Raw genomic sequence first — 23,394 nt, 5'->3', positions numbered from 1 at the left:
GTGTCGCTGTCATCAGTCCCTACAATCCGCCGTCCTTTGTTACGCGTCGTAACATCGTTTAAAAATAATTAAGATGAGGTTGTGGTCATGAACCATAAGAACCTGTTTGCAAAGTCAGCTGTGGCAGCTGCTGTGGCGCTTGTCTCTTCCCATGTTTACGCCGCAGGCTTTCAACTCAATGAATTTTCTTCTATTGGATTAGGCCGCGCTTATTCCGGTGAAGGTGCGATGGGCGACACCGCTGCTTCGGCGAGCCGCAACCCGGCCACCATGGCGCTGATGGATCGCCCGGCGTTCTCGATCGGTGCGGTTTACATTGACCCGGATGTGAATATCAGCGGCCGCAGCCAGTACACCGGCAACAGCCTTGACGCGAATAATATTGCCCCGAATCAGTGGGTGCCGAATATTCACTACGTACAGCCCATTAACGATCAATGGTGGGTAGGTGCATCCGTTACCTCTAACTATGGCCTTGCCACGGAATTTAATAATAATTATGCCGCAGGGGGATTAGGTGGAAAAACCGACCTGACCACCGCCAACGTCAACCTCAGCACCGCCTACCGTTTAAACGAACACTTCAGCTTCGGCGTGGGTTTTGACGCCGTGTATGCAAAAGCAAAAATTGAGCGTTATGCCGGAGAAGTCGGTCAAATTGCCGGTTTGCCACTGCCTGCAGATACCCAAATGGCGCGCCTGAAAGGTAACGAGTGGGCTTACGGTTGGAACGCCGGTATCTTGTATGAAGTGGATGACAACAACCGCTTCGGCTTTACGTATCGCTCTGAAGTCAAAGTGGACTTTGACGGCGAATACCGTAGCAATCTCCCAAGCGCCATCAACGGTTCACCGCGCGCCGTGGCGGCGGGCCTGCCGTTCGGTACCAATGGCAGCACAATTCCGGGTTCATTGACCCTGAACCTGCCAGAGATGTGGGAAGTGTCTGGCTGGCATAAAGTGGCGCCGCAGTGGGCGGTACACTACAGCCTGGCGTACACCAGCTGGAGCCAGTTCCAGGAGCTGAAAGCCACCGGCAGCAACGGACAGCAGCTGTTCTATAAAGATGAAAGCTATCACGATGCGTATCGCATCGCGCTGGGCACCACCTACACCTATGATGCGAACTGGACGTTCCGCACCGGTATCGCCTTTGACGATAGCCCGGTTCCAGCCGAAAAGCGCTCTATCTCGATTCCGGACCAGGATCGTCTGTGGCTGAGCGCCGGTGCCTCTTACGCATTTAACGATGATGCGTCGGTGGATGTGGGCGTTTCCTATATGCACGGTCAGAAAGTCACCGTACAAGAAGGCACCTATACCTTCAATTCAGAAGGGAAAGCCTGGCTCTACGGCGCCAACTTCAACTACAAATTCTGATGCAGCAGGCATAAAAAAACGGCGACCACAGGGTCGCCGTTTTTTATTGTCGTATACCCCGCGCCCGGGCTTATTGCGCGTCGATCTCTTTTAAGTCGTCCTGAATCGCGCTGGCGTTAGGGTTTTCTTCGGGCTTCAGTTTGCCGCCGTTAGCAATAAAGTCATTGCGTTGGAAGTACGCATTACGAATGAAGGCGTAAGGATCCGCCTGCTGACGCAAAATCGCATCGGAATCCAGCAGCTGCGCACGCGTCTCTACCCCTTCCAGCGTCCACTTGCCGATTGACATCGGCCAGGTCAGCCAGCTCAGCACCGGATAGAGCGTATCGACATAGTCGCCGCCGTCCTGTCGCACAGTAAAGCTGCCGTAGCCCGGCAGCACCACGTAAGGTCCATAGCCCACGCCATAGTGGCCCAGCGTACTGCCAAAGTGATGCGGCACTTCTCGTGCCAGCTGCGGGTTGGCCCTTCCCGCCACGTCGATAAAGCCGCCTAAGCCCAACACGCTGTTGAGGAAAAAGCGCGTAAAATGCACGCCTGCCTGGCGCGGTTCCCCCACCAGAATGGCATTCAGCATACTGGCTGGCTCATCCAGGTTGGACAGGAAATTGCTCAGACTGCCGCGAGCGGGCGCCGGCACGTAGTCGCGCCACGCCACCGCCACCGGCCGCAGCACATAGGGATCCAGCACGCCATAGTTGAAGTTAAACATGGTGCGGTTGAAGCCTTCCAGCGGATCGCTGCGCTGGGCGGGTTCGGCGTCATCAGCTGGTTTGGAGCTGGCGCATCCCACCAGCAGTACGCTAGCCAGCGCCAGACCGGTCAGGCGAATATTCATTGTTCTCTCCCTGTGCAAACAAAGAAGGTATCACTTCAGGGCTGCTGTTGATTAATGTCCACAGCCAGTGGTTGCTGCCCGTCCCACGGCGTAACCGCGCTCAAACCAAACCAGTCGCCTGGCTGCGGATTGGCGCTGCCGTCGCGCGAAATGCGTGCCCTCACCTGCACCTGATGCTGCGCCGACAGCAGGCGATCGGGCATCATGGTATTGCTGTCATCCAGCGTAAGCGAGAGCGGAAAGTGACTGAGTGGTAAACGTTTAACCGCCACCGGCACCGGTGATACACCGTCAGACACAGAAATATACAACACTCCGCCCGGCGGTAACATTTTTTCTGCCTGCGGCGCTAAGCGCACCGACAACGCCAGCGAACGCGTCTGCTCGCCGGCATCGGTTTTCGCCTGTTCGATACTGCGCTCAATCAGTGTAATGCGTTTATCGCCTGCCGGAAGGTCTGTTAGCATCCTTTGCCACGTGGTGATGGCCACCGCATACTGCTGCAACGTAAAGGCGTTATACGCAAGCAAACCCAGCGTGCGCAGATCGTGCGGATCGCGCGCCTCGAGCGCCTTAAGCACCACGCTGGCCTGGCGGTTATCCTGCGGATCGCTGGAGCGGGTTAACACTTCCGCATAATCCTGCTGCAGCGCCGCATCGTTAGGGCTTAGCTGCAGCGCACGTTCAAAAGCCTGACTGGCGAGCGTGGCGTTGTTGAGCACCATGCCCAAGCGCCCGAGCATCGTCCAGCCAGTGAGATCGCGGGGCGTGTCCTGCAGCGCGCTGCGCAGACCCAGCTCCAGCCGCGCCAGTTCCTCCATGCTCAGCGGCTGAGCATGCGGATCCATCAGGCGCGCGCGCAGTGCCGGATAAGCATCCTGTACGCTTTTCCAGCTGGCGAACTGCGTTACGCCGCCGACGTGCAGATACATGCCGAGACTCAGCACCACCAGCACCAGGGCGCCAGGGAGCAGCACCCAACGGCGCGTAGGCCGCGCGTTGACGGCGTCACGATCGGGTACGTCAGCCAGCAGCGTATGCTGTAATTCGCGTACCATTTCGTCGCGTTCACCGACCACGCCCTCTTCTTCATCGCGCGTCAGCTCGCGCAGACGCTGCTGGTAAAAGGCGGTGTTCAGGCGATCGCGATCGTCTGGGTGCGCAGCGCGCTGACGCCAGCCTGCAGCGAGAAACAGCGTCAGCGCGGCGGCCAGCAAAACGATTACGGTAATAAGAAATTGCGACATTACGACTTCCCGTCACGTTTAAGAATGGCCGCCAGCCGCTGCTGTTCGCGCGTATCAAGCGCGTGACTCGCGCTGTTGCGACGGCTGCGCAGAATGATCACCAGCGCACCCAGCACCACAAAGATCGCTGGACCGGCCCACAAAATCACGGTAGATGGCGTGACAGGCGGCGCATACGTCACGAAATTGCCGTAGCGTGCCACCATGTAATCGATGATTTGCTGTCGGCTCTGGCCCTGCTTCATCAGCGTATAGACCTTTTTGCGCATGTCGGCGGCAATCATGGCGTTGGAGTCGGCAATACTGTTGTTCTGGCACTTCGGGCAGCGCAGCGAGGCGGTCAGATCGCGGTACTGCGCTTCCTGCTGCGGCGAATCGAAAGATAAGGTGTCAATCGCCGCCCAGACAGACGCACTGAGCATCATCCCCACCAAGAGGAGCATGAGCCGTTTCATACGCCCGCTCCCCGACTGTATTTGTCCCACAGCGGTTTCACCTCTTCACGCCACACGCGAGCGTTCAGGTCCCCCGCATGGCGATAACGGATAATGCCCTGTCCATCGATCAAGAAGGTCTCTGGCGCGCCGTAAACGCCCAGATCGAGTCCTAACATGCCGTCACCGTCGTACAGGCTCAAGGCATAAGGATTCCCGAGCGTGTTGAGCCAGGTGACCGCTTTGGTGCGATCATCTTTATAGTTCAGCCCCACCACGCGAATGCCTTGCTCTGCCAGCGAATTGAGATACTGATGCTCTGCGCGGCAGGTTGGACACCAGGTCGCCCACACGTTAAGCAGGATCGGTTTACCGTTCGTGAGCACCTGCTGATCGTAAATTTTTCCGGGCTGATCCAGTGCTTCAAGCGTGAAGCGCGGCACCGGTTTCCCGATCAGCGCAGACTCCAGCCGCGTGGGATCGTCCCCCTCCGCGTTGCGCGTCAGCTGCCACAGCAGCGCCGCCGCGAGCAGCAAAAACAGGATCAACGGGATATACAGCATCTTCTTCATGCCTGCGCCTCCTGCGGCGTTTTCTTGCGGGCGCGATAGCGCGGATCGAGCAGACACAGCAGCCCGCCCAGCGCCATAAATACGCCGCCAAACCAGATCCAACGCACAAAGGGTTTGTAATAAATACGCACCGCCCACGCGCCATCATCCAGCTCCTCGCCCAACGCAGCGTAGAGATCGCGCGTGAAGCCGCCGCTGATTGCCGCCTCGGTCATCATGGTGCGGGCCGCAGTGTAAAACCGTTTTTCCGCACGCAGTTCCGCTTCCGGCTTACCGTTTCGCGTGACATCAATCAGCGCGACGCCGCCGCTGTAGTTCGGGCCCTGGAGGTCATGCACGTCGCGAAAAACAAAGTGATAGTCGTGGATATCCAGCGTGTCGCCGGCCTTCATGCGCACATCGCGCTCAACGCTATATTGCGTACTGAAGGCGATGCCCACCACCGTTACCGCCACGCCGAGGTGGCCAAGCACCATGCCCCAGTGGCTACGCGAGAGATGACGTAACCCCTTAAGCAGCGAGTGGCGATGGGTGGCACGCTCGTGCAGCTCCATCAGCGTCAGCACTGTCACCCATACCGCCATCAGCAAGCCAATAACCGTCATGGCCTCAATGCGATCTTGCAATAGCCACGGCAGCGTCACGGACAGCAGCAGCGTGACCACCAGCGCCACGCCCAAACGGCGCACTAATTTCTGCGGCTCATCACGCCGCCAGCGCACCAAGGGCCCGATACCCAGCAGCAGCGCCAGCGGCGCCATCAACCACGTAAAAAGCGTATTAAAGAAAGGTTCACCGACGGAAATGGTGCCGAGACCCAGCTGCTTATGCACCAGCGGCAATAGCGTCCCCAGCAGCACCACCAGCATCGCAGCAATCAGCAGCACGTTATTGCCAAGCAGGAAGGACTCGCGTGACCAGGCCTGATTCTGTACCCGGCTGCGTACCTGGCCGCCTTTAAGGGCGTAAAGCAGCAGCGAACTGCCGATCACGATGATCAGAAACGCCAGGATAAACATGCCGCGTGCCGGATCGGACGCAAACGCGTGCACGGAGACCAATACCCCGGAACGCACTAAAAACGTGCCTAACAGGCTGAGTGAAAAGGCGGTAATCGCCAGCAGCACTGTCCAGGATTTGAAGCTGCCGCGCTTTTCCGTGACCGCCAGCGAATGCATCAGGGCCGTGCCCGCCAGCCACGGCATAAAGGAGGCATTTTCCACCGGGTCCCAAAACCACCAGCCGCCCCAGCCCAGCTCGTAGTAAGCCCATGCCGAACCCAGCACGATACCGATGGTGAGGAAAATCCACGCCGCCGTGGTCCATGGACGCGACCAGCGCGCCCAGGCGGTATCCAGGCGCCCGGTCATCAGCGAGGCGATAGCAAACGCAAATGCTACGGAAAAGCCCACGTAGCCCATATAGAGCAGCGGCGGATGGAAGATCAGCCCAATATCCTGCAGCATCGGGTTCAGATCGCGTCCCTCAACGGGAAAGTCCGGCAGCGTGCGGGTAAAGGGATTGGAAGTAAGCAAAATAAACAGCAGGAAGCCAAAGGTGATCATGCCCATCACCGCCAGCACGCGCGCCAGCGCATCCTGCGGCATCCCGCGGCTAAATTTCGCCACGGCCACCGTCCAGGTACTTAACAGCAGCACCCACAGCAGCAGCGAGCCTTCATGCGCGCCCCAGGTTGCGGCAATGCGGTAGTACACCGGCAGCAGGGTGTTAGCGTTGTTGGCGACGTACGCCACGGTAAAGTCCGTGACGATGAAAGCATGCACCAGCACCAGAAACGCGGCGGCAATACAGGCAAACAATCCCCACGCCAGCGGCCGTGCCGTGGCCATCAGTCGGCCATCACCGCGTGCCGCGCCCCACAGCGGATAGATGCTCAGCAACAGCGCCAGCCCCAGCGCCAGACAGAGCAGAAACGTGCCTATTTCCGGCATCATGAGCGCGGCCCTCCCTGCGTATTGGATACCGCCGCGCCCCTTTGAGGTTTTTTCATCGCATCCTCAATTTCTGGCGGCGTGTAGTTTTCGTCGTGTTTGGCCAGCACTTCTTGCGCCATGACCCGATTACCCGCGGCCAGGACGCCCTGCGCGACCACGCCCTGTCCCTCTCGAAACAGATCCGGCAGGATGCCTTCGTAGCTCACGCTGACCACGCCGCGGGCGTCGTACAGCTTAAACGTCACCGCCAGCGACGTGGGATCGCGCCGCACGCTGCCCGGCATCACTACACCGCCCACGCGTAAACGCTGCCCTGCCTCCGGCTTCTCCTGCGCGTCTCCTTTGCCATAGAGGATCTCGCCGGGCGTATAGAACAGATCGATATTGGCGCGCAGCGCATACATCACCAGCGCGGTGGCCAAACCTAAGCCCAGGAGAATAGCAATCACGGCCACAAGGCGGTTACGACGACGAAGGTTCATCCCGCCTCCCCGGCGCTGCGCGCGGCTTGTTGCTGCCGTGCCGTGCGCATACGGTGCTCGCGGGCGTGGCGCATCCGCACCTCAGCCAGTATGCGGCGCCGCTGCACCACGGTGTGCAGCAGCAAGCTTACCAGCGCGATCAGCGTCATCGCGACGGCAAGCCAGACGTAAAAGGCATAGCCGCCCATTGCGAAAAAAGCCTGCCATGATGTAAATGCCGGCGTCATGCTTTGCGCCCTCCCTGAGCCACGTCGCTGACCCACGGGCGGTGACGTTCAGTAAACAGAATCAGATTACGTAGACGCATCAGCGTCAGCGATACAAACACCAGCAGATACCCGAGGATCGCCCAGCGCAGCGGCGTGCGCATGCTTGGGGCAATCGCCTGTTGCAGCAGCCCGGATGAGCCCTGGTGCAGGGTATTCCACCACGCTACCGAGAAGTGAATAATAGGCAGATTGACCACGCCGACCAGAATCAGAATACCGGCGGCACGCCCGGCGGTGCGGCGATCCTCGAACGACTGATAGAGCGCGATCGCGCCCAGGTAGAGAAACAGCAGCACCAGTTCCGAGGTCAGCCGCGCATCCCAAATCCACCAGGTGCCCCACATGGGTTTGCCCCAGGCAGAACCGGTCACCAGCGCGATAAAAGTAAAGACGGCCCCGATGGGCGCCATGGCCGCCGCTACCAGATCGGCCATTTTCATCTGCCACACCAGTCCGGTGAATGCGGCTATCGCCATTGCAGCATAAATGCCCATCGACCACATCGCTGCGGGCACGTGAATGTACATAATGCGGTAACTGTTTCCCTGCTGATAATCCGCAGGGGCAAAGCCAAAACCCCAGCCCCAGCCCAGCAGCAGCGCGGCGAGCCCCGCCACGGCAATTGGCGGTAGCAAACGTCCGCACAGGTGATAAAGCCGCTCCGGCTTTGCCCACTGGTTTACCCATTTCCACATGTGTTGCTCACCCTAAAAGGAGATCAAATTCTGGCCGCGCGGCGGCCATGGTTAGTGCAGGCTGATGCGCAGCGCTGCGGCCGTTGCGAACGGCGAGAGCGTGGCGCTGACTGCCAGCATGGCACCCAGCACCGCCAAATAACCGCCAATCGGCAGCCCCTGCGCGGCAGCGTTGATGGCCGCCGTGGCAAAAATCAGTACCGGGATCGACAGCGGTAACACCAGCAGGCTGAGCAGCACGCCGCCGCGCCGCAGTCCTACCGTTAACCCCGTGCCAATCGCACCGAGAAAACTTAGCGTGGGCGTGCCGAGCAGCAGCGTCAGCGCCATCGCGCGCCAGCTGGCCATATCCAGCGATAGCAGCAGCGCCGCCAGCGGTGACAGGATAATCAGCGGCAGTCCGGTGATCAGCCAGTGGGCGATCACTTTGCCCAATACCGTCACCGGCAGCGGCGTAGGCAGCAGCAGCAGTTGCTCCAGCGATCCGTCGAGAAAATCGTCGCGGAACAGGCGTTCTAACGCCAGCAGCGAGGCCAGCAGTGCGGCAACCCAAATCACGCCCGGCGCGATACGCGCCAGCTGCTGCGGCTCCGGGCCAATGCCAAGCGGAAACAGCGTAATGACGATCAGAAAAAACCACAGTGGATTCACCACTTCCGCCCCGCTGCGAAAGGCGATTTTGACTTCGCGCTGAATCACGCGTCCTAACATGGCTGAGCCTCCGCGCCGAGCCGAATCTTGCGCACGCGGTTGCCCGCGTCGGGCAGATCCTGATGCGTGGTGAGGATCACGGCTCCGCCGTTATCCGCATGCCGGGCGAAGCGCGCCGCCAGCGTCACGACGCCGGCTTTATCAATGGCGGTGAGCGGCTCATCAAGAATCCACACGGGCGACGACGCCAGCCACAGACGCGCCAGCGCCACACGACGCTGCTGACCGGCAGAAAGCTGCGCGACCGGCATCTCTTCGTACCCCAGCAGATCGACCTGCTCCAGCGCGCTAAACAGGCGCGCGTCATCGCCGCGGCCGTACCAGAACTGGAGATTTTCCAGCGCGGAGAGCGCGGTTTTGACGCCCGGTTGATGGCCGAGATACAGCAGGTTTTGCTGCCAGCGCTGCCGCTGCTGATCAATCGCTTCTCCCTGCCACCGAATGTCGCCGGTGTCAGCACGGCTCAGCCCCGCCAGCAGGCGTAGCAGGGAGGTTTTTCCCGCACCGTTCGGGCCTTCAATTTGCACGATATCGCCCGGCAGCACGCAAAAACTCAGCCCCTGAAACAGGGTTCGCTCATCGCGGACGCAGGTGAGATTGAGGATATCGAGCATGAAAGAGGGAGTCGCAGCCAGTAAATGAGGCCGGGATAATACCACAAGGAATCTGTGGGCCGAAGTCTGTGAGACAGCTCTCATTTCACCAAATTTGAGCAATCGTGCGTATTTCACGGCAAAACCGCGTCCGCAGCGGGTGAGGTTAAAATTTTGTTACTTTTATTTTTGCGCGACCGCCGCGTTTCGCCCCGCATAAAACCGTCTACGCTTATTACGCATTGGCATTATCACCGGAGGAAATATGACCCCATCGCCGTCCCATGCCCAAGATGACAATGACGTAGAGAGCGAAGAGAAGGAAAAAGGCACTGAAATTGAAGTGGATGAAGATGCCCTGCCCTCGCGCGCGGCGGCTATCCATGAAGAGATTCGTCAGGACGGTGAGAAAGAGCTGGAGCGTGACGGCATGGCGCTGCTGTGGTCTGCCATTGCCGCCGGATTGTCAATGAGCGCCTCGCTGATGGCCAAAGGCATTTTTCACGTGCATCTGGAGGGCGTGCCGGGTGCGTTTCTCCTGGAAAACCTGGGTTATACCTTCGGTTTCGTGATCGTCATTATGGCGCGCCAGCAGCTGTTTACGGAAAACACCGTTACGGCCGTATTGCCGATTATGCATAAACCCACCGGCAGTAACTTCGCGCTGCTGCTGCGGCTGTGGGGCGTGGTGCTGGCAGGCAATATGATCGGCACCGCGCTGGGTGCGCTCGCGTTTAACCATATGCCGATTTTTGATGACGCCACGCGCCAGGCGTTTACCTCTATCAGCGAAAAGGTGATGGCGCATACGCCGGGCGAAATGTTTGCGAATGCGGTGATTTCCGGCTGGATTATCGCCACCATGGTGTGGATGTTCCCGTATGCCGGCGGGGCCAAAATTGTGGTGATCGTGATGATGACCTGGCTGGTCGCGCTGGGCGATTTGGCCCATATCGTGGTGGGATCGGTGGAGGTGCTGTATTTGGTGTTTGCCGGGACGCTGCCGTGGCAGGACTTTTTATGGCCTTTCGCCCTGCCAACGCTGTTGGGCAATATCACCGGCGGGACGCTGATTTTCGCCCTGATCAGCCACGCGCAGATCCGCAACGACATGAGCGAGACCGCCAAAGCCAAAGCGCGTGCCGATCAAAAACGCAAAGAGAAGCAGCAGAAGCGCGACTAAATTGCTGATACGTTGCGCAAGCACGCGCTTTATCGTTACGTTTTGCCAGGCGGCGCGCTAGACGGCGCGCCGCGTCCTCTGAGTTAAGGTAGGGTTATAATGAATTGTTTTAATTACTTAAAAACCAAAATAATTAAGAGTTGATACGCAAACAGGTATGCACCCCGTACATCCTTTTTTCTTCAAACTCTTACTGCTAAACATGCTGAAGTGAAGTTCATGGGTAAACGTTGAACGAACAGGTGTTCCAGCATGAGATGATAATCAAACGTTTCGCGATGTGCGGCGTTAAGGGGTTAGCGTCTTACAAGTTTCACTTCTTGCTGCGCGCGCTCATGCGCGATGACTATTGAGCTCGCCACATTCGCTTACTCAGCAGAGTTGTACCGGCTGACCCCTTGGCCATCGGCCACAACAACGGCGTTCCGGCCGCCTTTTTTTGCCTCATACAGCGCTTTATCTGCCCGGTTCAGCAGGGAATCCCAGTCCTTTTCGTCGTCGCTCAGGCTCGCGACGCCTGCAGAGACTGTCATTTCACCTGTGTATAAAAACGTTTCGGACGCCACGGTACTGCGCAGACGCTCTGCGAAGCGGGCCGCATCAGCCAGTGAGGTCAGCGGCAGCAGCACAATGAATTCCTCACCGCCAAAACGGCTGACGACATCACCGGTGCGGCCTGCATGACGAAGAAGCGCGGCGACCTGTTTCAGCACCGCATCCCCAGCATCGTGGCCAAACCGGTCATTCACTTTTTTAAAGTGGTCGATATCCACAGCTACCACGCAAAGTTCCCTTAACTCGCTCCACTTTGTGACCAGTATGCTGAAGCCACGGCGGTTCAGCAGGCCGGTCAGCGGATCAGTAATGGCGTCGTCATGCAACTCGGCAAGATGACCGGCTACTGCGTGCCGGTGCGTCTGGATGGCTTCCCTGAGCTGTTCGGCTTCGTGATACCAGCCTTTAACGGAATCCAGCGAAGAAGGCTCTACCTCGCTGCCATCGTCACGCACCCTGGCTGCGAGCTTTTCCAGCGGTGAAGCTAACAGGCCGGCAAGAAATGCCACCACCACGGCGTTCAGGACAATGATAATCAGCAGGAACCAGAACGCTTTACGCACCGTTGAAGCGAGTATGTTTTTCACCGTTTCACCCGTACCGGCGATGTAGATGTTCCAGTCTGTGACGTGTACGGCGGCATACCCGTTAAGAAACTGCTTACCGCCGGCGTTCACAATCAGGCGACCGCTGTCGGTCGTGGCAACCTGCCTGATAAGGCTCTCGTTCATAGGGACCTGTCTGCCGACCAGCGCAGGATCATTACTGTAGATTATCAGCCCACTGCGGGTGACAATGCTGACAAGCGTATGTTTCCCGTTGGTGTGCTGGCCGATGAGGTCGCTGAACATACCTTGTTTTTTGAGATATATCGTACCGCCGATATAGCCGAGATAGTGACCGTCCCGGGACCGTAAAGGCTGCGAGATGAACACCACATAATTGCCTGTGACAGTCGTAAAAGGCGATGAAATGAAGGGCTTCTGCGAGAGGATTGCGCGGCGGCTGACATCGGAAGTAACCGCCCTGCCCGTGAGAGCCCTATCGGCCGGCGAGATAGCCACTATTGTGGCGTTACGGTCAACCACTGCAACAGAATTAAAGAGACCGGACTGGCGTCGCAGTCGCTCTGTTTCGCGTCCGAGTAGGTCTTCATCGGCGAGGTCCCGGATCTGCGTAGCGCTCCATAAAAGTTCTTTCTGCGCCATGGTCAGGAAGAAGTCCGTGGTTTCTGCCAGCTTGCGGGCATAGGCAATGTTGCTTTCAAGCAGGCTGTCTTCAATATTGTTTTTCTGAAAAATCAGCAGTGCCCCCAGGATCAGGCAGGAGGTCATGACGATTCCTCCGACAGCGAGGAAAATCAGCAGGGTGCGAAGGCGCAACTTTCTCACTGGCAAAGGCTCCGTTCAGACGTATTATGAGTGTATCCAATGGCCTATCCGCCAATGAAATGAACAAGCCCCGTTTTGCCGCTCTTTTCAGTTGTATGAAATACGTTTGCAGGACCGCCAAATCGCAAGAAGTCGGAGGCGATGAAATACGGGTCTGAACGTAGTGTGTGACGGCTTCCGGCTCAGGCTTAGCCTGAGCGTTATATCCGTTTGTTAAAGCGTGTGCGGTGTGAAAGGTATACTGCTGCGGACTACGACTGTGCGCTCAAAGAGGGCCGTTAGCGCGACCGTATGCTGTGTGACAAAAGCGGACTTCGCAAAAATCACTGATAAGGACGTAGCAGGTCATAACGTATGTTCTTCATCGCCCACTTTCCATCAATTCAAGCGTCTGCCCATCGGGGCTTTGTACATATATCACTCTGGTTCCCTGCATGGGTCCTGACAAGACTGTTTGAGGTCTCCCTGGCGTCTTCCAGCCATAGTCCGATATCTTGCTTAACAGTGTATCAAGATCCTCGACCATAAACGCAAGATGCGCGTAGCCTGGGATGTAGGGGGCTGAAGGCGCTTCGGGCTGTTGAATGTTATCGTATTGCAGTAATTCAATCTTAATGCCAGCCAGCTCAAGCAAAGCCATGCGTACATCAGCTCCCCTGGCGCCTGTTACTTCATCAATAATAGGTCCAGACATTTTTCCTTCGCGTAATAACTTTCCGCCAAGAATGTGAGTCCAAACGAATAACGAGTCCTCAATATCTTTCACTGAAAAACCGACGTGATTAGCACTTAAAATCATGAGATTGTCAGCTCCTGTTGCTTAAACGCGACTGCGTTACAAGTCTGTCTCTATCATAGAAAACTGTGAATGTCCGCTTTTCGCGCATAGCGGACGTACATTACCTGCCAGCATTGCGCATCTTTGAAACACCCTTTCTGGCTGACATAAAACACAACTGCTCAACCGCCACACATTTTTCTGGCGCTCAACGTTTCATCAATTTCCGAAGCCAAATGCAGAATCGCAAACAGAGTGATCTAAAATGACCCTGTTTTTTTGCAAATAACATTCAAAGCGATCCAGTCAAAAACGCAAAGAGAAGCAGCAGAAGCGCAACTAAATTGCTGATAAGTTGAGCAAACACGCGCTTTATAGTTAAGTTTTGCCGGGCGGTGCGCTATACTGTGCGCCGCGTCCCCTTAGTTAAATGGATATAACGAGCCCCTCCTAAGGGCTAGTTGAAGGTTCGATTCCTTCAGGGGACACCAGCGTTACCAGACCTTCTCCGCCCCGCTTCCTGACCTCTTTAAAAAAACACAGGCCGCCACCGCGACGACCTGCGACTCCCTATCTCCGCTTTTCGGTCATTGCTGCGCCTGCGATCCCAGCTGCGCTTCCGCGCGCGCCAGCAGTTCACGTAAGGTCAGCGGAGTAAAGGGCGCGAATACCGGCGAGGGGCGGCGAGACGGCGGATAGGGCGTATTGACCGCATTCCCCACTTTACTGTCGCGGTTACCTGCGCTGCGTTTGGAGACGGGCGCGGCGGTTTTGATGTCTGCGGCAAACTGGCGCGGCGCGGCGGGTGCGGGTGGGTTTGCCACGGTACGTGGCTGGGCAAAAGCTGCAGCGGCTTGACTCGCCTGCTGAAGGTGGGCACGCGCCTCACGCACCCGCTGCACATTTTTTTGTTCCTTTTCTCGATTAAACGCCGCCATATCACGCGCGTTGATGGCGGTCGCCGTCTGATCAAGACGCGTTCTGAGCATGCCCTTGTCTGAGGCCAGCACCGCCGTGTTACCTTGCCAGGCCTGCGCGCGGAGATCGATGTGCCCAGCGCGGGTTTGTAACGCCACGCGATCCAGTTCGCCACTGACTTTGATCTTGCCGCCATCCGGTCCGTTCAACCACATCTGACTGCCCTCTGCAGCGGCATTCTTTATCTGCGTAAAGGTGTGGATCCCCGGCGCGGCGCGGGCGGCGTCGGATTCAATCACCACGTTTTTACCGCTCAGGGTGAGCAAGGCCGGAATGTAGCGGCCGGTCACGGTTTTCACCGCAACGCCCAGTTTTGCGCGTGCGTCATAAGGCATCAGCGCAGATGACGCGGGCGGTGCGGTGAGCGCGCGGGCTGACTCCGCGGCGGTCAGCGACGCCTGCGGGGTGTGATCGGCGTGCTGCGTCAGCGCCCGCTGCGGTTCAGGTGCGCGCCGGGCCGCGTCAATGGCCAGCATCTGCTGCACCGTGGCAGCACCTTGCGCGCGCGACTCCGCTAAGAGCGCTTGTCTGCGCTGCTGGACGCGCGCCTCGTCCCGCACGCGCGCCTGCACGTTGGCCACTTCTGCCGTTTGCTTAGCGGCTTTTCTGACGGCGGCGGCCACATTGGCTTCATCGGTTTTGCTCAGGCTATACGACAGCATGGCCTGACTGTGTTGCTGGTGACGCGCCTGCTTGTCTTCCGCCTCGGATCTTAGCCGGGCGAAAATCTGTTCCTGCCGCTGATAGGCCGGCGTATTAACGACCGCCTGCTGCGCCTGCAATACCTGCTTTTGTCGCGCTTCACGCTTGACGTGGGCCTCACCCGCCGCCATCAGGCGCGGCAGAGCATCCGTTAACGGCAGCGCGGGCGGAACCCTACGCAGCGTTGCCGCTTGACCCCTTTTTACCGCTTTGACCACCGCTTTGAACGACGCCGACAGCGCCTGCTTAACGTTGTCGTCCCCCACCACCTGCTGCTTAAGACGTTTGCGCACCCTCTCAATGCCGGTCTGGATTGCCGCCTGAGCGGGTTTGAACGACGCCAGACTGTGGGTGAGATGCAACAGCTGCTCGCCAACCCTCTTCACATCCGGGAACGGCAGCCAGGGCGCTAGGGTTTCAGCCACATGTTTACCGTTTTGCTGCGGCGTAAACAGCAGGCTGGCAAGCTGCGCGTCGCCCTGATCGGCGGCGAGCGCCTGCGTGTTGGTCAGAACGTCCAGCAGGTGCGACACCGCCGCCACGTTGGCCCCGCCTGGGTGTCGACGCGTATCCTGTTTATCCATTTGCTGCACCAGCGCAGGCAGTATCGCCAACGCCACCTCGCGCTGCTGAGGCGCTGGCAGCGCGGTGGTGGCGGTGAGTGACGCCAACAAATCCGTTAGGCGATGCGTGTCAATCAGGGCAACGAGATGCTCGGTGATGGCCGCCAACTGCGGTGCGGAGAGCGGTGTGTTCGGGGTGGCGGTGCTTGACGGCACAATCGGCGCGGAGATCGGTGCCACGCGTGCGGCCACCTCACGGTCGATTAGCGCTGGGGCGCGATGGCGCGTTAGTGGACGACTCTCTGATCGCATCTCGGCGGCGACCGTCGGGCCGGATACCGCCGACGCTATCGCGAGTTGCTCCTCAAATTGCTGCATATCGTCATGCTGCGTCAGCCACTGGCTAAATTCGGCGCGCAAGCGTTCACCGCCCATGCTGAGGGAAGAAGCAAGCGCATTGGTTAAACAGAGGCCATCGCGGGCAATGGGCGTGATCCTGATGCTGTCGGGCGCGAGCATCCAGCGTCCGTTCCGCTGCGTCAGCTGATACCCACGCGGATCGCGCGGCGAGACCGCATCATAGTGCGGCGCGGCCCCGTCAGCGTTATCCAGCCGCAGTACCACCGCATTTTGCAGATCCGGCGGCCCTGCCGAAAAATGGGTCAGCGCGCCCTGATTATCCACAATCACCAGCCGATCAAAGGCGATATAGGGCGATTCGGCCAGCATCCGATTGAGCAGCAGCGGCACGACATCAAAGCGCGCGTCGCTCCACGTGCTGGTACGGCGGATATTCTCCACCAGCCACGCGAGATGCGGTGTGTCTGTGGCTGGCGGCGGCTGCACACCCTTGAGGTCATAGTTAAACGTATCGGCCCAAGAGTTATCTGCGTCCGCTTGATAGTCACAAATCTGGATGTTAGGCGCAAAAGGAAACAGGCTGACGGTGTGGGCATCCAAGGCGAGCTCGCTATTGTTTTCTGCAACCGCCTGCTCAACACGTTTGAGGACCGTATCAATGCGCGGATCGCAGCGCCGGAACACCTCGGTAAAGCAAATGGCACCGCAGGTCGCTTCGATATCCATTAAGGATTGCAGCGCGCTGAGGCCCATGCCGCCGTAGCCGTGCGCATCGATCTTCAGCAGCTGATTGAAATTCGCCAGCTGCTCTTTGCTCACCTGCTCGATGATTTTGTTGTCTTTATGCGCCAGATAAGGCCGGGTAGGAATAAAAAGTGGGCTTTCTTTTAGGCTGGCAGGAGAGCTGACTAATATCTCATCCGGTGCCGCTGAGGCTCTGGTCCAGTCGATCGGCGAGGTTATCGCATCATCCACATCGACATACATCAGCGATTCCACGCGGTTGTAGGCAAAGCGCATGAGATCGGAGACCAGCGAGAAGCGCGACTCTTGCATCAGCGTTTCACTCACCGGCCAGACATCGCTCTGCCGGATACTCTCTAACGCCGGACTTCTGCCGAGATCCACACAGGTGATGTTGCGCGGCAGCACCTCGGCAAAGCCCGACTTCGCGATTAATTGCGGCGTGCTGCTGCTGCGGGTGTCGTGCAGTAACACGGTGATCCTGGCGTCGGGATTTTTCTCTGCGCATACCTTGATATTGTTCAGGTTTTTCTGCGCAATTTTATTCCCTCCCACCCAGATAAAGAGAATATTTTTATCAATTAGCGTTCGCTGCTCAGGGGCCAGATTGAACGTCGCAACGCTGGCAGTGGAGGGGCGCCATGCCGCTTCGGCGGATGTCGGCGCGTAGTGCCCATGGGTAAGCCATGACTGCATGTCGTGATGACGCACATCACCCGTGAGCGGCGGGCTAATCTGCCGGTTGTGGACGGCCGTAACCTGCTGGCAATAGCGTCCTCCCTGCGCTGCGTGCGAAGAGGGAGCCGCAGCGCGCGCGGATGATGGGGAAGAGAAAGAAGGAGCTGCTGAAGAAGAGGAAGATGAGGCCGCGTGCATGATGCGTCTCCGGTTGAGATAAAGGAGGCGCAGCCTACTCCTGAAATGTCTTACCCTCTTTCAGGAATCACTCATGGCCTCCTGCCTGACGCCATGCCGAAGGCGTCGTACCGTGCAGCTGACGAAAACGGTGGCTGAAATGGCTGGACGAGTGGAATCCGCAGCGCAGCGCAATCTCCGTCAGCGGCAGTGCGGTGGTACGCAGCAGGCGCTGGGCTGTTTCCATACGATGGCGCATCACATACTGATGCGGCGCCTCCCCCACGCTGCGGCGAAACATGCGCGCAAAATGGTATTCGCTGAGCGTCGCCTCCTGCGCCAGCTGCATTAGCGTTAACGGGCTCTCGAGGTGGGCATCAATAAACGCCAGCACCCGGCGCAGTACCGCAGGTGCCAGTCCGCCACGAACCGCAGGCAATTGCCACTGCTGGGTGCTGTAGCGCTGTAACAGGTGCGTCATCAGCAGCGTTGACGCGCTGCTGAGCATGAGCTGGTTGGCGGGAGAGTGCCAGTCGGTGCTGAGCAAGAAGTGACGATAAAGCTGCGTTATGCGGTCATCATCCGCGAAAATTTTCTCGTGCAGCGCGAGGCTTGCCGGGCTGCGATCCCAGATCTGCTCGCCCAGCTGCCGTAAATGGGCTTCGGTGCAGTAAAGATGAACAAACGCGAGGTCGGCGCGCAGATCCCAGGTCGACTCCACCCCCGATGGCATCAGGCAAAAGCGATCCGGCGCGCCGCCGTTACGCCAGCCACCCGGCGTTTTATGCCAGGTGTCATAGCCGCCCGCGGTGTAAAGACTCAGGGTATGGTGATTGCTGAGATTAGTGACCCGATCGCCGCTGTTAAACCAAGCGGCGAGCTGGATACCGCCAGACAGCTGCACGCTGTCACGCAGCTGCGCTTTGTGGCGCTGAAGCATCGTAAAGGTCTGGTATTCAGGCATCATTCGCTATTTTTCACCGTATTCATCACTGCAGTTTACGGGCAGGGCCGTTCAGAGAACAGCCCGCGGGCGACGCAGAGAAAAAAAAGCGCAAGAATTTGCAACTGCCGCGCAACGCCGTGCAAGCGAGCGTCGGCATGATTGCGCCATCCTGTCGGTTCAATTCATCACGGAGCCTGTGCAATGAATGGCGTGTTATACCTTGCAGTGGTGCTGATCTGGGGCACCACCTGGATTGCAATTTTTCTTCAGCAGACGGCCGCACAAACCCCGGTGCTGACGGCGGTGTTCTGGCGCTTTCTAATGGCCGCCTTGGTGATGCTGCTGGTGCTGAGTCTGGTGAAGCGGCTGCATACGCTTACCCGACGCGACCACGCGTTTTGCTTACTCCAGGGCTGCTGCGTATTTGGCTTTAATTTCGTCTGTTTTTATCATGCGGCGGCGTGGATTAGTACGGGGCTGGAATCCGTAATCTTTTCCATGGCGGTACTGTATAACGCCCTCAACAGCTGGATTTTTTTCCGTCAGCGCCCTTCTTTCCGCTTGCTGCCCGCTAGCGTATTGGGATTGGGCGGCATGATCGCCCTGTTTTGGCACGATATCCAAACCGCCGACAGCCATCCCCATCTGTTGTGGGGCGTTGGGCTGAGTGCGCTCGGCACACTGGGTTTTTCCCTCGGCAATATGATTGCGACACGCCATCAGCGACAGCGGCGCGACATTTTAACCACCAACAGCTATGCCATGCTCTATGGCGCACTGATGATGGGCGTGCTGGCATGGGTACGTGGTGAGGCGCTGACGCCGTCCTGGAATGTGCAGTGGGTGGGCGCGCTGAGCTATTTAGCCCTCTTTGGATCGGTCATCGGCTTCGGGGCGTATTTCACGCTGGTAGGCCGCATCGGTGCCAGCCAAGCCGCGTACAGTACGCTGCTGTTTCCCCTCGTGGCACTCACGCTCTCCACGTTTTACGAAGGCTATACGTGGCACACCAATGCGATTGTCGGGTTGGTCATGATATTGGCAGGCAACGGGGTGATGTTTATACGCTGGCCGCGCGTTTACCGCTCGCAGACAGCCTGAAAAAAGCAAGAGCGGGCACCCTGCCCGCTCGCGGCGCGACTAACGCCAGCCTTGGACGCCGATATCAAGCTGGTGCGGTTTATTCACCGCTTTTCGGGCAATCCAATAAAGTAGGACACGTTCATCGTCGGTGTCGCGATCGGCCATTGCCAGGAGCTTGTGCGCCAGCGTTGCTTTATTGACAGGCTGATGCTCGTCGCTTAACTCGACCACCGCCTGACCGATGATGCAACACACTTCGTCTCCGCTGGACATGGATTCATATGCTCGGTCTTTCATATTTCCTCCTGTTGAGTGAATGTACAGCCTGGCAAAAAAATCGCCATGTTGCAGGCGGATCGGTGCGCTTATCACATTAGGTTACACCTATTAACCAAGCGTAACGGCTGTGCCATAAATGACATGCTTTTTGCCTGCGCGCGCCATTCATTCCCTGTCTGCGGCATTTCATGCCGCCCCCGCTGCCCTTTATGCCCTTTGTCGTCGCGCCCGCGCGAGGGCGGCTTATGCTGAGCCTAATTTCCGCATTCCCGCAGGGGAGAAATGACAATGAATACGGCAATATCCCGGCTATACGCTCGTCAACGCACGCTGACGCTGATTGGCACCGTGATCACCCAGTTAGCGTTGGGGTCGGTCTACACCTGGAGTTTATTTAATGGGCCACTGGCGCAAAAGCTTCATGCACCGATCGGTGACGTCGCCTTTTCATTCGGCCTGCTGAGCCTTGGCTTAGCCATTGCTTCTTCCCTGGCGGGCAAGTTGCAGGAGCGCTTCGGCGTGCGCAATGTCACGCTGGGCGCGGGCGTACTGATGGCGATAGGTTTCTGGCTGACCGCCCATGCAAATAACATGATGATGCTCTATCTCAGCGCGGGCATTTTGGTTGGCCTGGCCGACGGCGCGGGTTATTTGATGACGTTGTCAAACTGCGTGAAGTGGTTTCCCGCGCGCAAAGGGGTGATCTCCGCCTGCGCCATCGGCGCTTACGGCTTGGGCAGTCTGGGTTTCAAGTTTATCTGTGGAGCCCTGCTGAGCCGCTTCGGTCTGGAAAATACCTTTATGATCTGGGGCGTGCTGGCGATGGTGATGATGATAGGCGGCGCGCTACTGATGCGCGATGCGCCGATGCAGGAAAACGCGCGGCGGGCGGATGAAACGCGCAAAGAGTTCACGCTGGCGCAGTCGGTGCGGCTGCCGCAATACTGGATGCTGGCCTTGATGTTCCTGACGGCCTGCATGAGCGGTCTCTATGTCATTGGCGTCGCCAAAGATATCGGTGAGGGCATGGTGCACCTCAGCACGCAAACCGCGGCGAATGCGGTCACGGTCATCGCCCTTGCCAATCTGAGCGGTCGCCTGGTGCTGGGCGTATTGTCCGATAAAATGGCGCGGATCCGCGTGATCTCGCTGGCGCAAATTGTGTCGCTGTTTGGTATGAGTATTCTGCTGTTTACCCACATGAACGAGACCACATTTTTCGTCTCGCTGGCCTGCATTGCTTTCAGCTTTGGCGGGACAATAACCGTGTATCCGGCGCTGGTTAGCGATTTCTTTGGGCTAAACAATCTCACCAAAAACTACGGGCTGATCTATCTGGGCTTTGGTATTGGTAGCGTCCTGGGCTCGCTGGTGGCCACGCTGTTTGGCGGCTTTACCGTAACATTCAGTTTAATTATGACGCTGTTGGTCTTATCGCTGGTGCTTTCATTAAGTATTCGTTTGCCGCAGCGCCAATCGCTGCGTGATTCGCTGCCCACTGCATAATTATGCGATAAACGGGCATTAAGCCATCGGCCGCGCCCGTGTATTACCGCCTTTTTGTTGATTGCATTATTTTTCACGCCTTGCTTTTCGGAATATTCGCGTTATTATTTAGTCGCATTCGGTTTTTTCTGATTAACTTCTTTTTCGTTGTGCCGTTTTTTTTAACGGAAGCGGAAATATCTCGTAATAGTTGCAGAAATAACTCTACACTGGCTGCATCCTCGCTCCACTTTTCCTGCGTAACCTGCAAGCATTGGAAAAGAGGAGGACTGTCCATGAGAAAGTGTATAAAGGCCGCGTCCGTGTTGATGTTAATAAGCGTGTTAAGCGGCTGCATCATTCACGATGGACGGGGGCCCGGATGGCATCATGATGGACGCGGGGACTGGCATCATGACCGAGGCTATCACCGTGGACATTATTGGTAGTTGGGCAAAGCACACACAGCAAATAATAAAAAATTAAGTAAGGGCGGGAATTACCCCGCCCTTTTTTTAACTTTTGATTGCGTAATTACACTGGTACCACGTTTTTTTCAATCCTGGCAGATAACTGTCCTGCGCCGGCAGTGATTCCACCTTATCAAATCCGCGTTGGTTACAATAACTCGCCAAATCCATCTCCATAGCGTCTTTATTAACGTGCTGGGGATCGTAACGATATTGAACAGTATTGGCGCGCGCATCTTCATCGACGCGTTCAAATCCACCGGGTTTATTTACGCTGCAACCAGCCAGCAGCAAAAGCGCAATGGCGCTGATAAAGATTTTTTTCATCATGGGATCCTCGTTAAGCGAAGCAGTGTAAAAGGCTTCGCCACGCGCTTCTATAGGAAAGAAGCGCGAAATGTCTGCAAAGGGTTAGCTTTTACCAATCAAATTGATACAACCAAACGGTTTTTCTTATCTATTGAGCGGTGAGAAGATGCAGTCAGACAACACGCAGTCTGCACCACACCAGGTAATACCCCGAAATAAAAACAGTAAGAGTGACCTTGATGCCCGCGCACTGCGGGCATTGTTTCGTCGTCTAACCGGTAAGGCTGACCATTTTACGCAAAACGTTGGCAGCCTGTTTGGCAGGCAATGCGAGGATGCCCTGATAGAGCCCAATCGACATGGCACAGAGGGCACCGCGGTCCACGGCGGTGTCGGCTGGCAGTGAAAGCTGCTGCAGTTTATCTCCCCACTGGCCGTTGAGCGTGGCGACAATACGCTGCAGGTCGCGCTGCGCCAGCGCCTGATCCACGGGTCGCGGCGCACCGGTGCTGTTTTGCAGCAGCTGATCCAACGCCTGCGCGTCGCGCTGCCAGAGCGCGGGGGGCAGCGTTTGCTGCAAATTAACGCCGCCACTTACCTGCGGATATAAAAAGCGAAAGCACTGTTGCGGGCTAGCCTGCTGCAGCGCTTGCATTTCCTCTACGGAGACATGCAAATAATTGACCAGCGTCTCGTCGTCCGCCCTTGCCATGCGCTGGTTCACCAGATCCAGCAGCCAGCCGCGCAGTTCGCCCAGTGCGCGATCGGCAGGCACGCCCGCCTGACGCTTGTGCAATAGCTCCCGGTTCAGCAGCTGCCACAGCGCCGGTTCCTGCGCTTTGAGTTGACGGTAGCCAGGCGCCATACTCAGCTGCGTCGCTACCTCCTGCGCCATCGCTTGCCGCGCCTGACGGGGTTGCAACCAGCTGAACCACAGTATATTCGCGAGCAGCAGCGGCAATAAAAACAGCGCAATGCCCTGCCACGCACGCAGCGAAGTGGTGCGCACCAGCAGAAAAATCACGCCCGCCAGCAGCGCCAACGCCGCCAGCGTAAGAGGAAGAGAAGCAAACATGCGCGCGATTAATCCTTGCGAACGTCAATCAGTACCGGGCAGCGGGCGTGCTCAATCACCGCCGCGCTGACCGATCCTTTCAGCAAGCGGTTAAACGGCGAGAGCGGTCGGCGGCCCATAATAATCATGCTGGCATGCAGCGCATTGGCCTGCGCCACGATGGTTTCTGCGGCTTCGCCCGCCACAATCAGGCCGCGTGCGGTGATGCCGGCGCGCAGCAGCGGCGCGAGGGCCTGACGCACAACTTTCTCCGCGGTGTTCTGTTCATCTTTAGCAACGGCGAAATCGTCCGGATCTTCACCCGCCGCGATCTCAATCGGTAAATTGCAGGATGAATATGCCGGATCGATGCAGCACAGCACGGCAACCTGCGCCTGCTGCGCCTGCGCTTGTTCCAGCGTCAGCGCCACCACTTTTTCTGCCACCGGTGAATTATCAATCGCCATCAATAACGTTTTCATC

At 57.7% G+C, this 23,394-nt stretch carries 22 protein-coding genes and 1 tRNA gene; 5 read left to right on the top strand and 18 right to left on the bottom strand.

The genetic code is table 11. The features are described 5' to 3' along the window. Positions 1–87: 87 nt before the first annotated feature. Entirely contained in the window at positions 88–1,380 is a 1,293-nt protein-coding gene (fadL, locus tag LU196_RS04470) for a long-chain fatty acid transporter FadL (RefSeq protein WP_232759459.1), read from the top strand. Positions 1,381–1,450: 70 nt separating this feature from the next. On the opposite strand, the gene mlaA is transcribed toward fadL, so the two are convergent. Genes mlaA through ccmA form a run of 10 tightly spaced genes read right to left on the bottom strand, consistent with a single transcriptional unit; the run spans position 1,451 to position 9,197 of the window. Beyond that, positions 1,451–2,218 carry a phospholipid-binding lipoprotein MlaA gene (gene mlaA, locus LU196_RS04465; protein WP_232759458.1) on the bottom strand — a complete coding sequence of 256 codons (768 nt, stop codon included), beginning with the start codon at positions 2,216–2,218 and terminating at the stop codon, positions 1,451–1,453. A 35-nt stretch (positions 2,219–2,253) separates the two neighbouring features. Beyond that, positions 2,254–3,465: a c-type cytochrome biogenesis protein CcmI gene (ccmI, locus tag LU196_RS04460; RefSeq protein WP_232759457.1), complete on the bottom strand. Its 1,212-nt coding sequence runs from the start codon at positions 3,463–3,465 to the stop codon at positions 2,254–2,256. Beyond that, positions 3,465–3,920, bottom strand: coding sequence for a cytochrome c-type biogenesis protein (locus tag LU196_RS04455; RefSeq protein ID WP_232759456.1), 456 nt, complete (start codon positions 3,918–3,920; stop codon positions 3,465–3,467). The genes ccmI and LU196_RS04455 overlap by 1 nt, the downstream gene beginning before the upstream one ends. Then, positions 3,917–4,471 carry a DsbE family thiol:disulfide interchange protein gene (locus tag LU196_RS04450; protein WP_232759455.1) on the bottom strand — a complete coding sequence of 185 codons (555 nt, stop codon included), beginning with the start codon at positions 4,469–4,471 and terminating at the stop codon, positions 3,917–3,919. The genes LU196_RS04455 and LU196_RS04450 overlap by 4 nt, the downstream gene beginning before the upstream one ends. Further along, positions 4,468–6,426, bottom strand: coding sequence for a heme lyase CcmF/NrfE family subunit (locus LU196_RS04445; protein WP_232759454.1), 1,959 nt, complete (start codon positions 6,424–6,426; stop codon positions 4,468–4,470). Before LU196_RS04445 ends, LU196_RS04450 begins: the two co-directional genes overlap by 4 nt. After that, positions 6,423–6,908: a cytochrome c maturation protein CcmE gene (ccmE, locus tag LU196_RS04440; protein ID WP_232759453.1), complete on the bottom strand. Its 486-nt coding sequence runs from the start codon at positions 6,906–6,908 to the stop codon at positions 6,423–6,425. The genes LU196_RS04445 and ccmE overlap by 4 nt, the downstream gene beginning before the upstream one ends. Next, a complete protein-coding gene (ccmD, locus tag LU196_RS04435) occupies positions 6,905–7,135 on the bottom strand; it encodes a heme exporter protein CcmD (protein WP_232759452.1) in 231 nt (76 codons plus the stop codon). Before ccmD ends, ccmE begins: the two co-directional genes overlap by 4 nt. After that, the gene (locus LU196_RS04430; protein ID WP_232759451.1) at positions 7,132–7,872 is read right to left on the bottom strand and encodes a heme ABC transporter permease; all 741 of its coding nucleotides are present in this window, start codon (positions 7,870–7,872) and stop codon (positions 7,132–7,134) included. The genes ccmD and LU196_RS04430 overlap by 4 nt, the downstream gene beginning before the upstream one ends. A 51-nt stretch (positions 7,873–7,923) precedes the next feature. Then, the gene (ccmB, locus tag LU196_RS04425) at positions 7,924–8,583 is read right to left on the bottom strand and encodes a heme exporter protein CcmB (RefSeq protein WP_232759450.1); all 660 of its coding nucleotides are present in this window, start codon (positions 8,581–8,583) and stop codon (positions 7,924–7,926) included. Continuing rightward, entirely contained in the window at positions 8,577–9,197 is a 621-nt protein-coding gene (gene ccmA / locus LU196_RS04420; protein ID WP_232759449.1) for a cytochrome c biogenesis heme-transporting ATPase CcmA, read from the bottom strand. The genes ccmB and ccmA overlap by 7 nt, the downstream gene beginning before the upstream one ends. 244 nt (positions 9,198–9,441) lie before the next feature. Here ccmA and LU196_RS04415 point away from each other — a divergent pair, with 244 nt between their 5' ends. Beyond that, entirely contained in the window at positions 9,442–10,359 is a 918-nt protein-coding gene (locus LU196_RS04415; RefSeq protein ID WP_232759448.1) for a formate/nitrite transporter family protein, read from the top strand. 368 nt (positions 10,360–10,727) lie between these two features. On the opposite strand, the gene LU196_RS04410 is transcribed toward LU196_RS04415, so the two are convergent. Together LU196_RS04410 and LU196_RS04405 are read right to left on the bottom strand one after the other, a co-directional pair. Continuing rightward, positions 10,728–12,311 carry a diguanylate cyclase gene (locus LU196_RS04410; RefSeq protein ID WP_232759447.1) on the bottom strand — a complete coding sequence of 528 codons (1,584 nt, stop codon included), beginning with the start codon at positions 12,309–12,311 and terminating at the stop codon, positions 10,728–10,730. A gap of 355 nt (positions 12,312–12,666) precedes the next feature. Then, positions 12,667–13,104: a VOC family protein gene (locus LU196_RS04405; RefSeq protein ID WP_232759446.1), complete on the bottom strand. Its 438-nt coding sequence runs from the start codon at positions 13,102–13,104 to the stop codon at positions 12,667–12,669. Positions 13,105–13,499: 395 nt separating this feature from the next. Here LU196_RS04405 and LU196_RS04400 point away from each other — a divergent pair. Beyond that, positions 13,500–13,574: transfer RNA gene (locus LU196_RS04400), tRNA-Arg, on the top strand. Positions 13,575–13,670: 96 nt separating this feature from the next. On the opposite strand, the gene LU196_RS04395 is transcribed toward LU196_RS04400, so the two are convergent. Next, on the bottom strand, positions 13,671–17,306 hold the full coding sequence (locus LU196_RS04395; RefSeq protein ID WP_232778279.1) for a hypothetical protein: 3,636 nt from the start codon (positions 17,304–17,306) through the stop codon (positions 13,671–13,673). A gap of 67 nt (positions 17,307–17,373) precedes the next feature. After that, entirely contained in the window at positions 17,374–18,249 is an 876-nt protein-coding gene (locus LU196_RS04390) for a helix-turn-helix domain-containing protein (RefSeq protein WP_232759755.1), read from the bottom strand. Positions 18,250–18,432: 183 nt separating this feature from the next. On the opposite strand from LU196_RS04390, the gene LU196_RS04385 reads away from it, so the two are divergent. Then, positions 18,433–19,332 (top strand): DMT family transporter, encoded by a 900-nt coding sequence (locus tag LU196_RS04385; RefSeq protein WP_232759444.1) that lies wholly within the window; start codon positions 18,433–18,435, stop codon positions 19,330–19,332. Positions 19,333–19,371: 39 nt separating this feature from the next. On the opposite strand, the gene LU196_RS04380 is transcribed toward LU196_RS04385, so the two are convergent. Then, a complete protein-coding gene (locus tag LU196_RS04380; protein ID WP_232759443.1) occupies positions 19,372–19,611 on the bottom strand; it encodes a hypothetical protein in 240 nt (79 codons plus the stop codon). Positions 19,612–19,881: 270 nt separating this feature from the next. Between LU196_RS04380 and LU196_RS04375 the strand changes: the two genes are divergently transcribed. After that, a complete protein-coding gene (locus LU196_RS04375) occupies positions 19,882–21,099 on the top strand; it encodes an MFS transporter (RefSeq protein ID WP_232759442.1) in 1,218 nt (405 codons plus the stop codon). A gap of 494 nt (positions 21,100–21,593) precedes the next feature. Here the strand turns inward: LU196_RS04375 and LU196_RS04370 are convergent, their stop codons facing one another. From LU196_RS04370 to LU196_RS04360, 3 genes are all read right to left on the bottom strand, one after another. Beyond that, the gene (locus LU196_RS04370) at positions 21,594–21,875 is read right to left on the bottom strand and encodes a lipoprotein (RefSeq protein WP_232759754.1); all 282 of its coding nucleotides are present in this window, start codon (positions 21,873–21,875) and stop codon (positions 21,594–21,596) included. 253 nt (positions 21,876–22,128) lie between these two features. Then, positions 22,129–22,932 (bottom strand): hypothetical protein, encoded by an 804-nt coding sequence (locus LU196_RS04365; protein WP_232759441.1) that lies wholly within the window; start codon positions 22,930–22,932, stop codon positions 22,129–22,131. Between the two features lie 8 nt (positions 22,933–22,940). Continuing rightward, entirely contained in the window at positions 22,941–23,393 is a 453-nt protein-coding gene (locus LU196_RS04360) for a universal stress protein (RefSeq protein WP_232759440.1), read from the bottom strand. Position 23,394 lies beyond the last annotated feature (1 nt).

Source organism: Pantoea sp. Mb-10 (assembly GCF_021272205.1).
Taxonomy (GTDB): domain Bacteria; phylum Pseudomonadota; class Gammaproteobacteria; order Enterobacterales; family Enterobacteriaceae; genus Pantoea.
The sequence above is the reverse complement of the archived record's forward strand: the minus strand, read 5'-3'. Positions and strand labels throughout refer to the sequence as shown.

Excerpts from the sequence above, each read along its gene's own strand:
- LU196_RS04445 (WP_232759454.1), bottom strand. The coding sequence starts at position 6,426 with ATGATGCCGGAAATAGGCACGTTTCTGCTCTGTCTGGCGCTGGGGCTG.
- LU196_RS04375 (WP_232759442.1), top strand. The coding sequence starts at position 19,882 with ATGAATACGGCAATATCCCGGCTATACGCTCGTCAACGCACGCTGACG.
- LU196_RS04455 (WP_232759456.1), bottom strand. The coding sequence starts at position 3,920 with ATGAAACGGCTCATGCTCCTCTTGGTGGGGATGATGCTCAGTGCGTCT.
- LU196_RS04370 (WP_232759754.1), bottom strand. The coding sequence starts at position 21,875 with ATGAAAAAAATCTTTATCAGCGCCATTGCGCTTTTGCTGCTGGCTGGT.
- ccmE (WP_232759453.1), bottom strand. The coding sequence starts at position 6,908 with ATGAACCTTCGTCGTCGTAACCGCCTTGTGGCCGTGATTGCTATTCTC.
- LU196_RS04365 (WP_232759441.1), bottom strand. The coding sequence starts at position 22,932 with ATGTTTGCTTCTCTTCCTCTTACGCTGGCGGCGTTGGCGCTGCTGGCG.
- LU196_RS04360 (WP_232759440.1), bottom strand. The coding sequence starts at position 23,393 with ATGAAAACGTTATTGATGGCGATTGATAATTCACCGGTGGCAGAAAAA.
- ccmD (WP_232759452.1), bottom strand. The coding sequence starts at position 7,135 with ATGACGCCGGCATTTACATCATGGCAGGCTTTTTTCGCAATGGGCGGC.
- ccmB (WP_232759450.1), bottom strand. The coding sequence starts at position 8,583 with ATGTTAGGACGCGTGATTCAGCGCGAAGTCAAAATCGCCTTTCGCAGC.
- LU196_RS04415 (WP_232759448.1), top strand. The coding sequence starts at position 9,442 with ATGACCCCATCGCCGTCCCATGCCCAAGATGACAATGACGTAGAGAGC.
- ccmA (WP_232759449.1), bottom strand. The coding sequence starts at position 9,197 with ATGCTCGATATCCTCAATCTCACCTGCGTCCGCGATGAGCGAACCCTG.
- LU196_RS04395 (WP_232778279.1), bottom strand. The coding sequence starts at position 17,306 with ATGCACGCGGCCTCATCTTCCTCTTCTTCAGCAGCTCCTTCTTTCTCT.
- ccmI (WP_232759457.1), bottom strand. The coding sequence starts at position 3,465 with ATGTCGCAATTTCTTATTACCGTAATCGTTTTGCTGGCCGCCGCGCTG.
- LU196_RS04450 (WP_232759455.1), bottom strand. The coding sequence starts at position 4,471 with ATGAAGAAGATGCTGTATATCCCGTTGATCCTGTTTTTGCTGCTCGCG.
- LU196_RS04385 (WP_232759444.1), top strand. The coding sequence starts at position 18,433 with ATGAATGGCGTGTTATACCTTGCAGTGGTGCTGATCTGGGGCACCACC.
- mlaA (WP_232759458.1), bottom strand. The coding sequence starts at position 2,218 with ATGAATATTCGCCTGACCGGTCTGGCGCTGGCTAGCGTACTGCTGGTG.
- LU196_RS04390 (WP_232759755.1), bottom strand. The coding sequence starts at position 18,249 with ATGCCTGAATACCAGACCTTTACGATGCTTCAGCGCCACAAAGCGCAG.
- LU196_RS04405 (WP_232759446.1), bottom strand. The coding sequence starts at position 13,104 with ATGATTTTAAGTGCTAATCACGTCGGTTTTTCAGTGAAAGATATTGAG.
- LU196_RS04380 (WP_232759443.1), bottom strand. The coding sequence starts at position 19,611 with ATGAAAGACCGAGCATATGAATCCATGTCCAGCGGAGACGAAGTGTGT.
- fadL (WP_232759459.1), top strand. The coding sequence starts at position 88 with ATGAACCATAAGAACCTGTTTGCAAAGTCAGCTGTGGCAGCTGCTGTG.
- LU196_RS04430 (WP_232759451.1), bottom strand. The coding sequence starts at position 7,872 with ATGTGGAAATGGGTAAACCAGTGGGCAAAGCCGGAGCGGCTTTATCAC.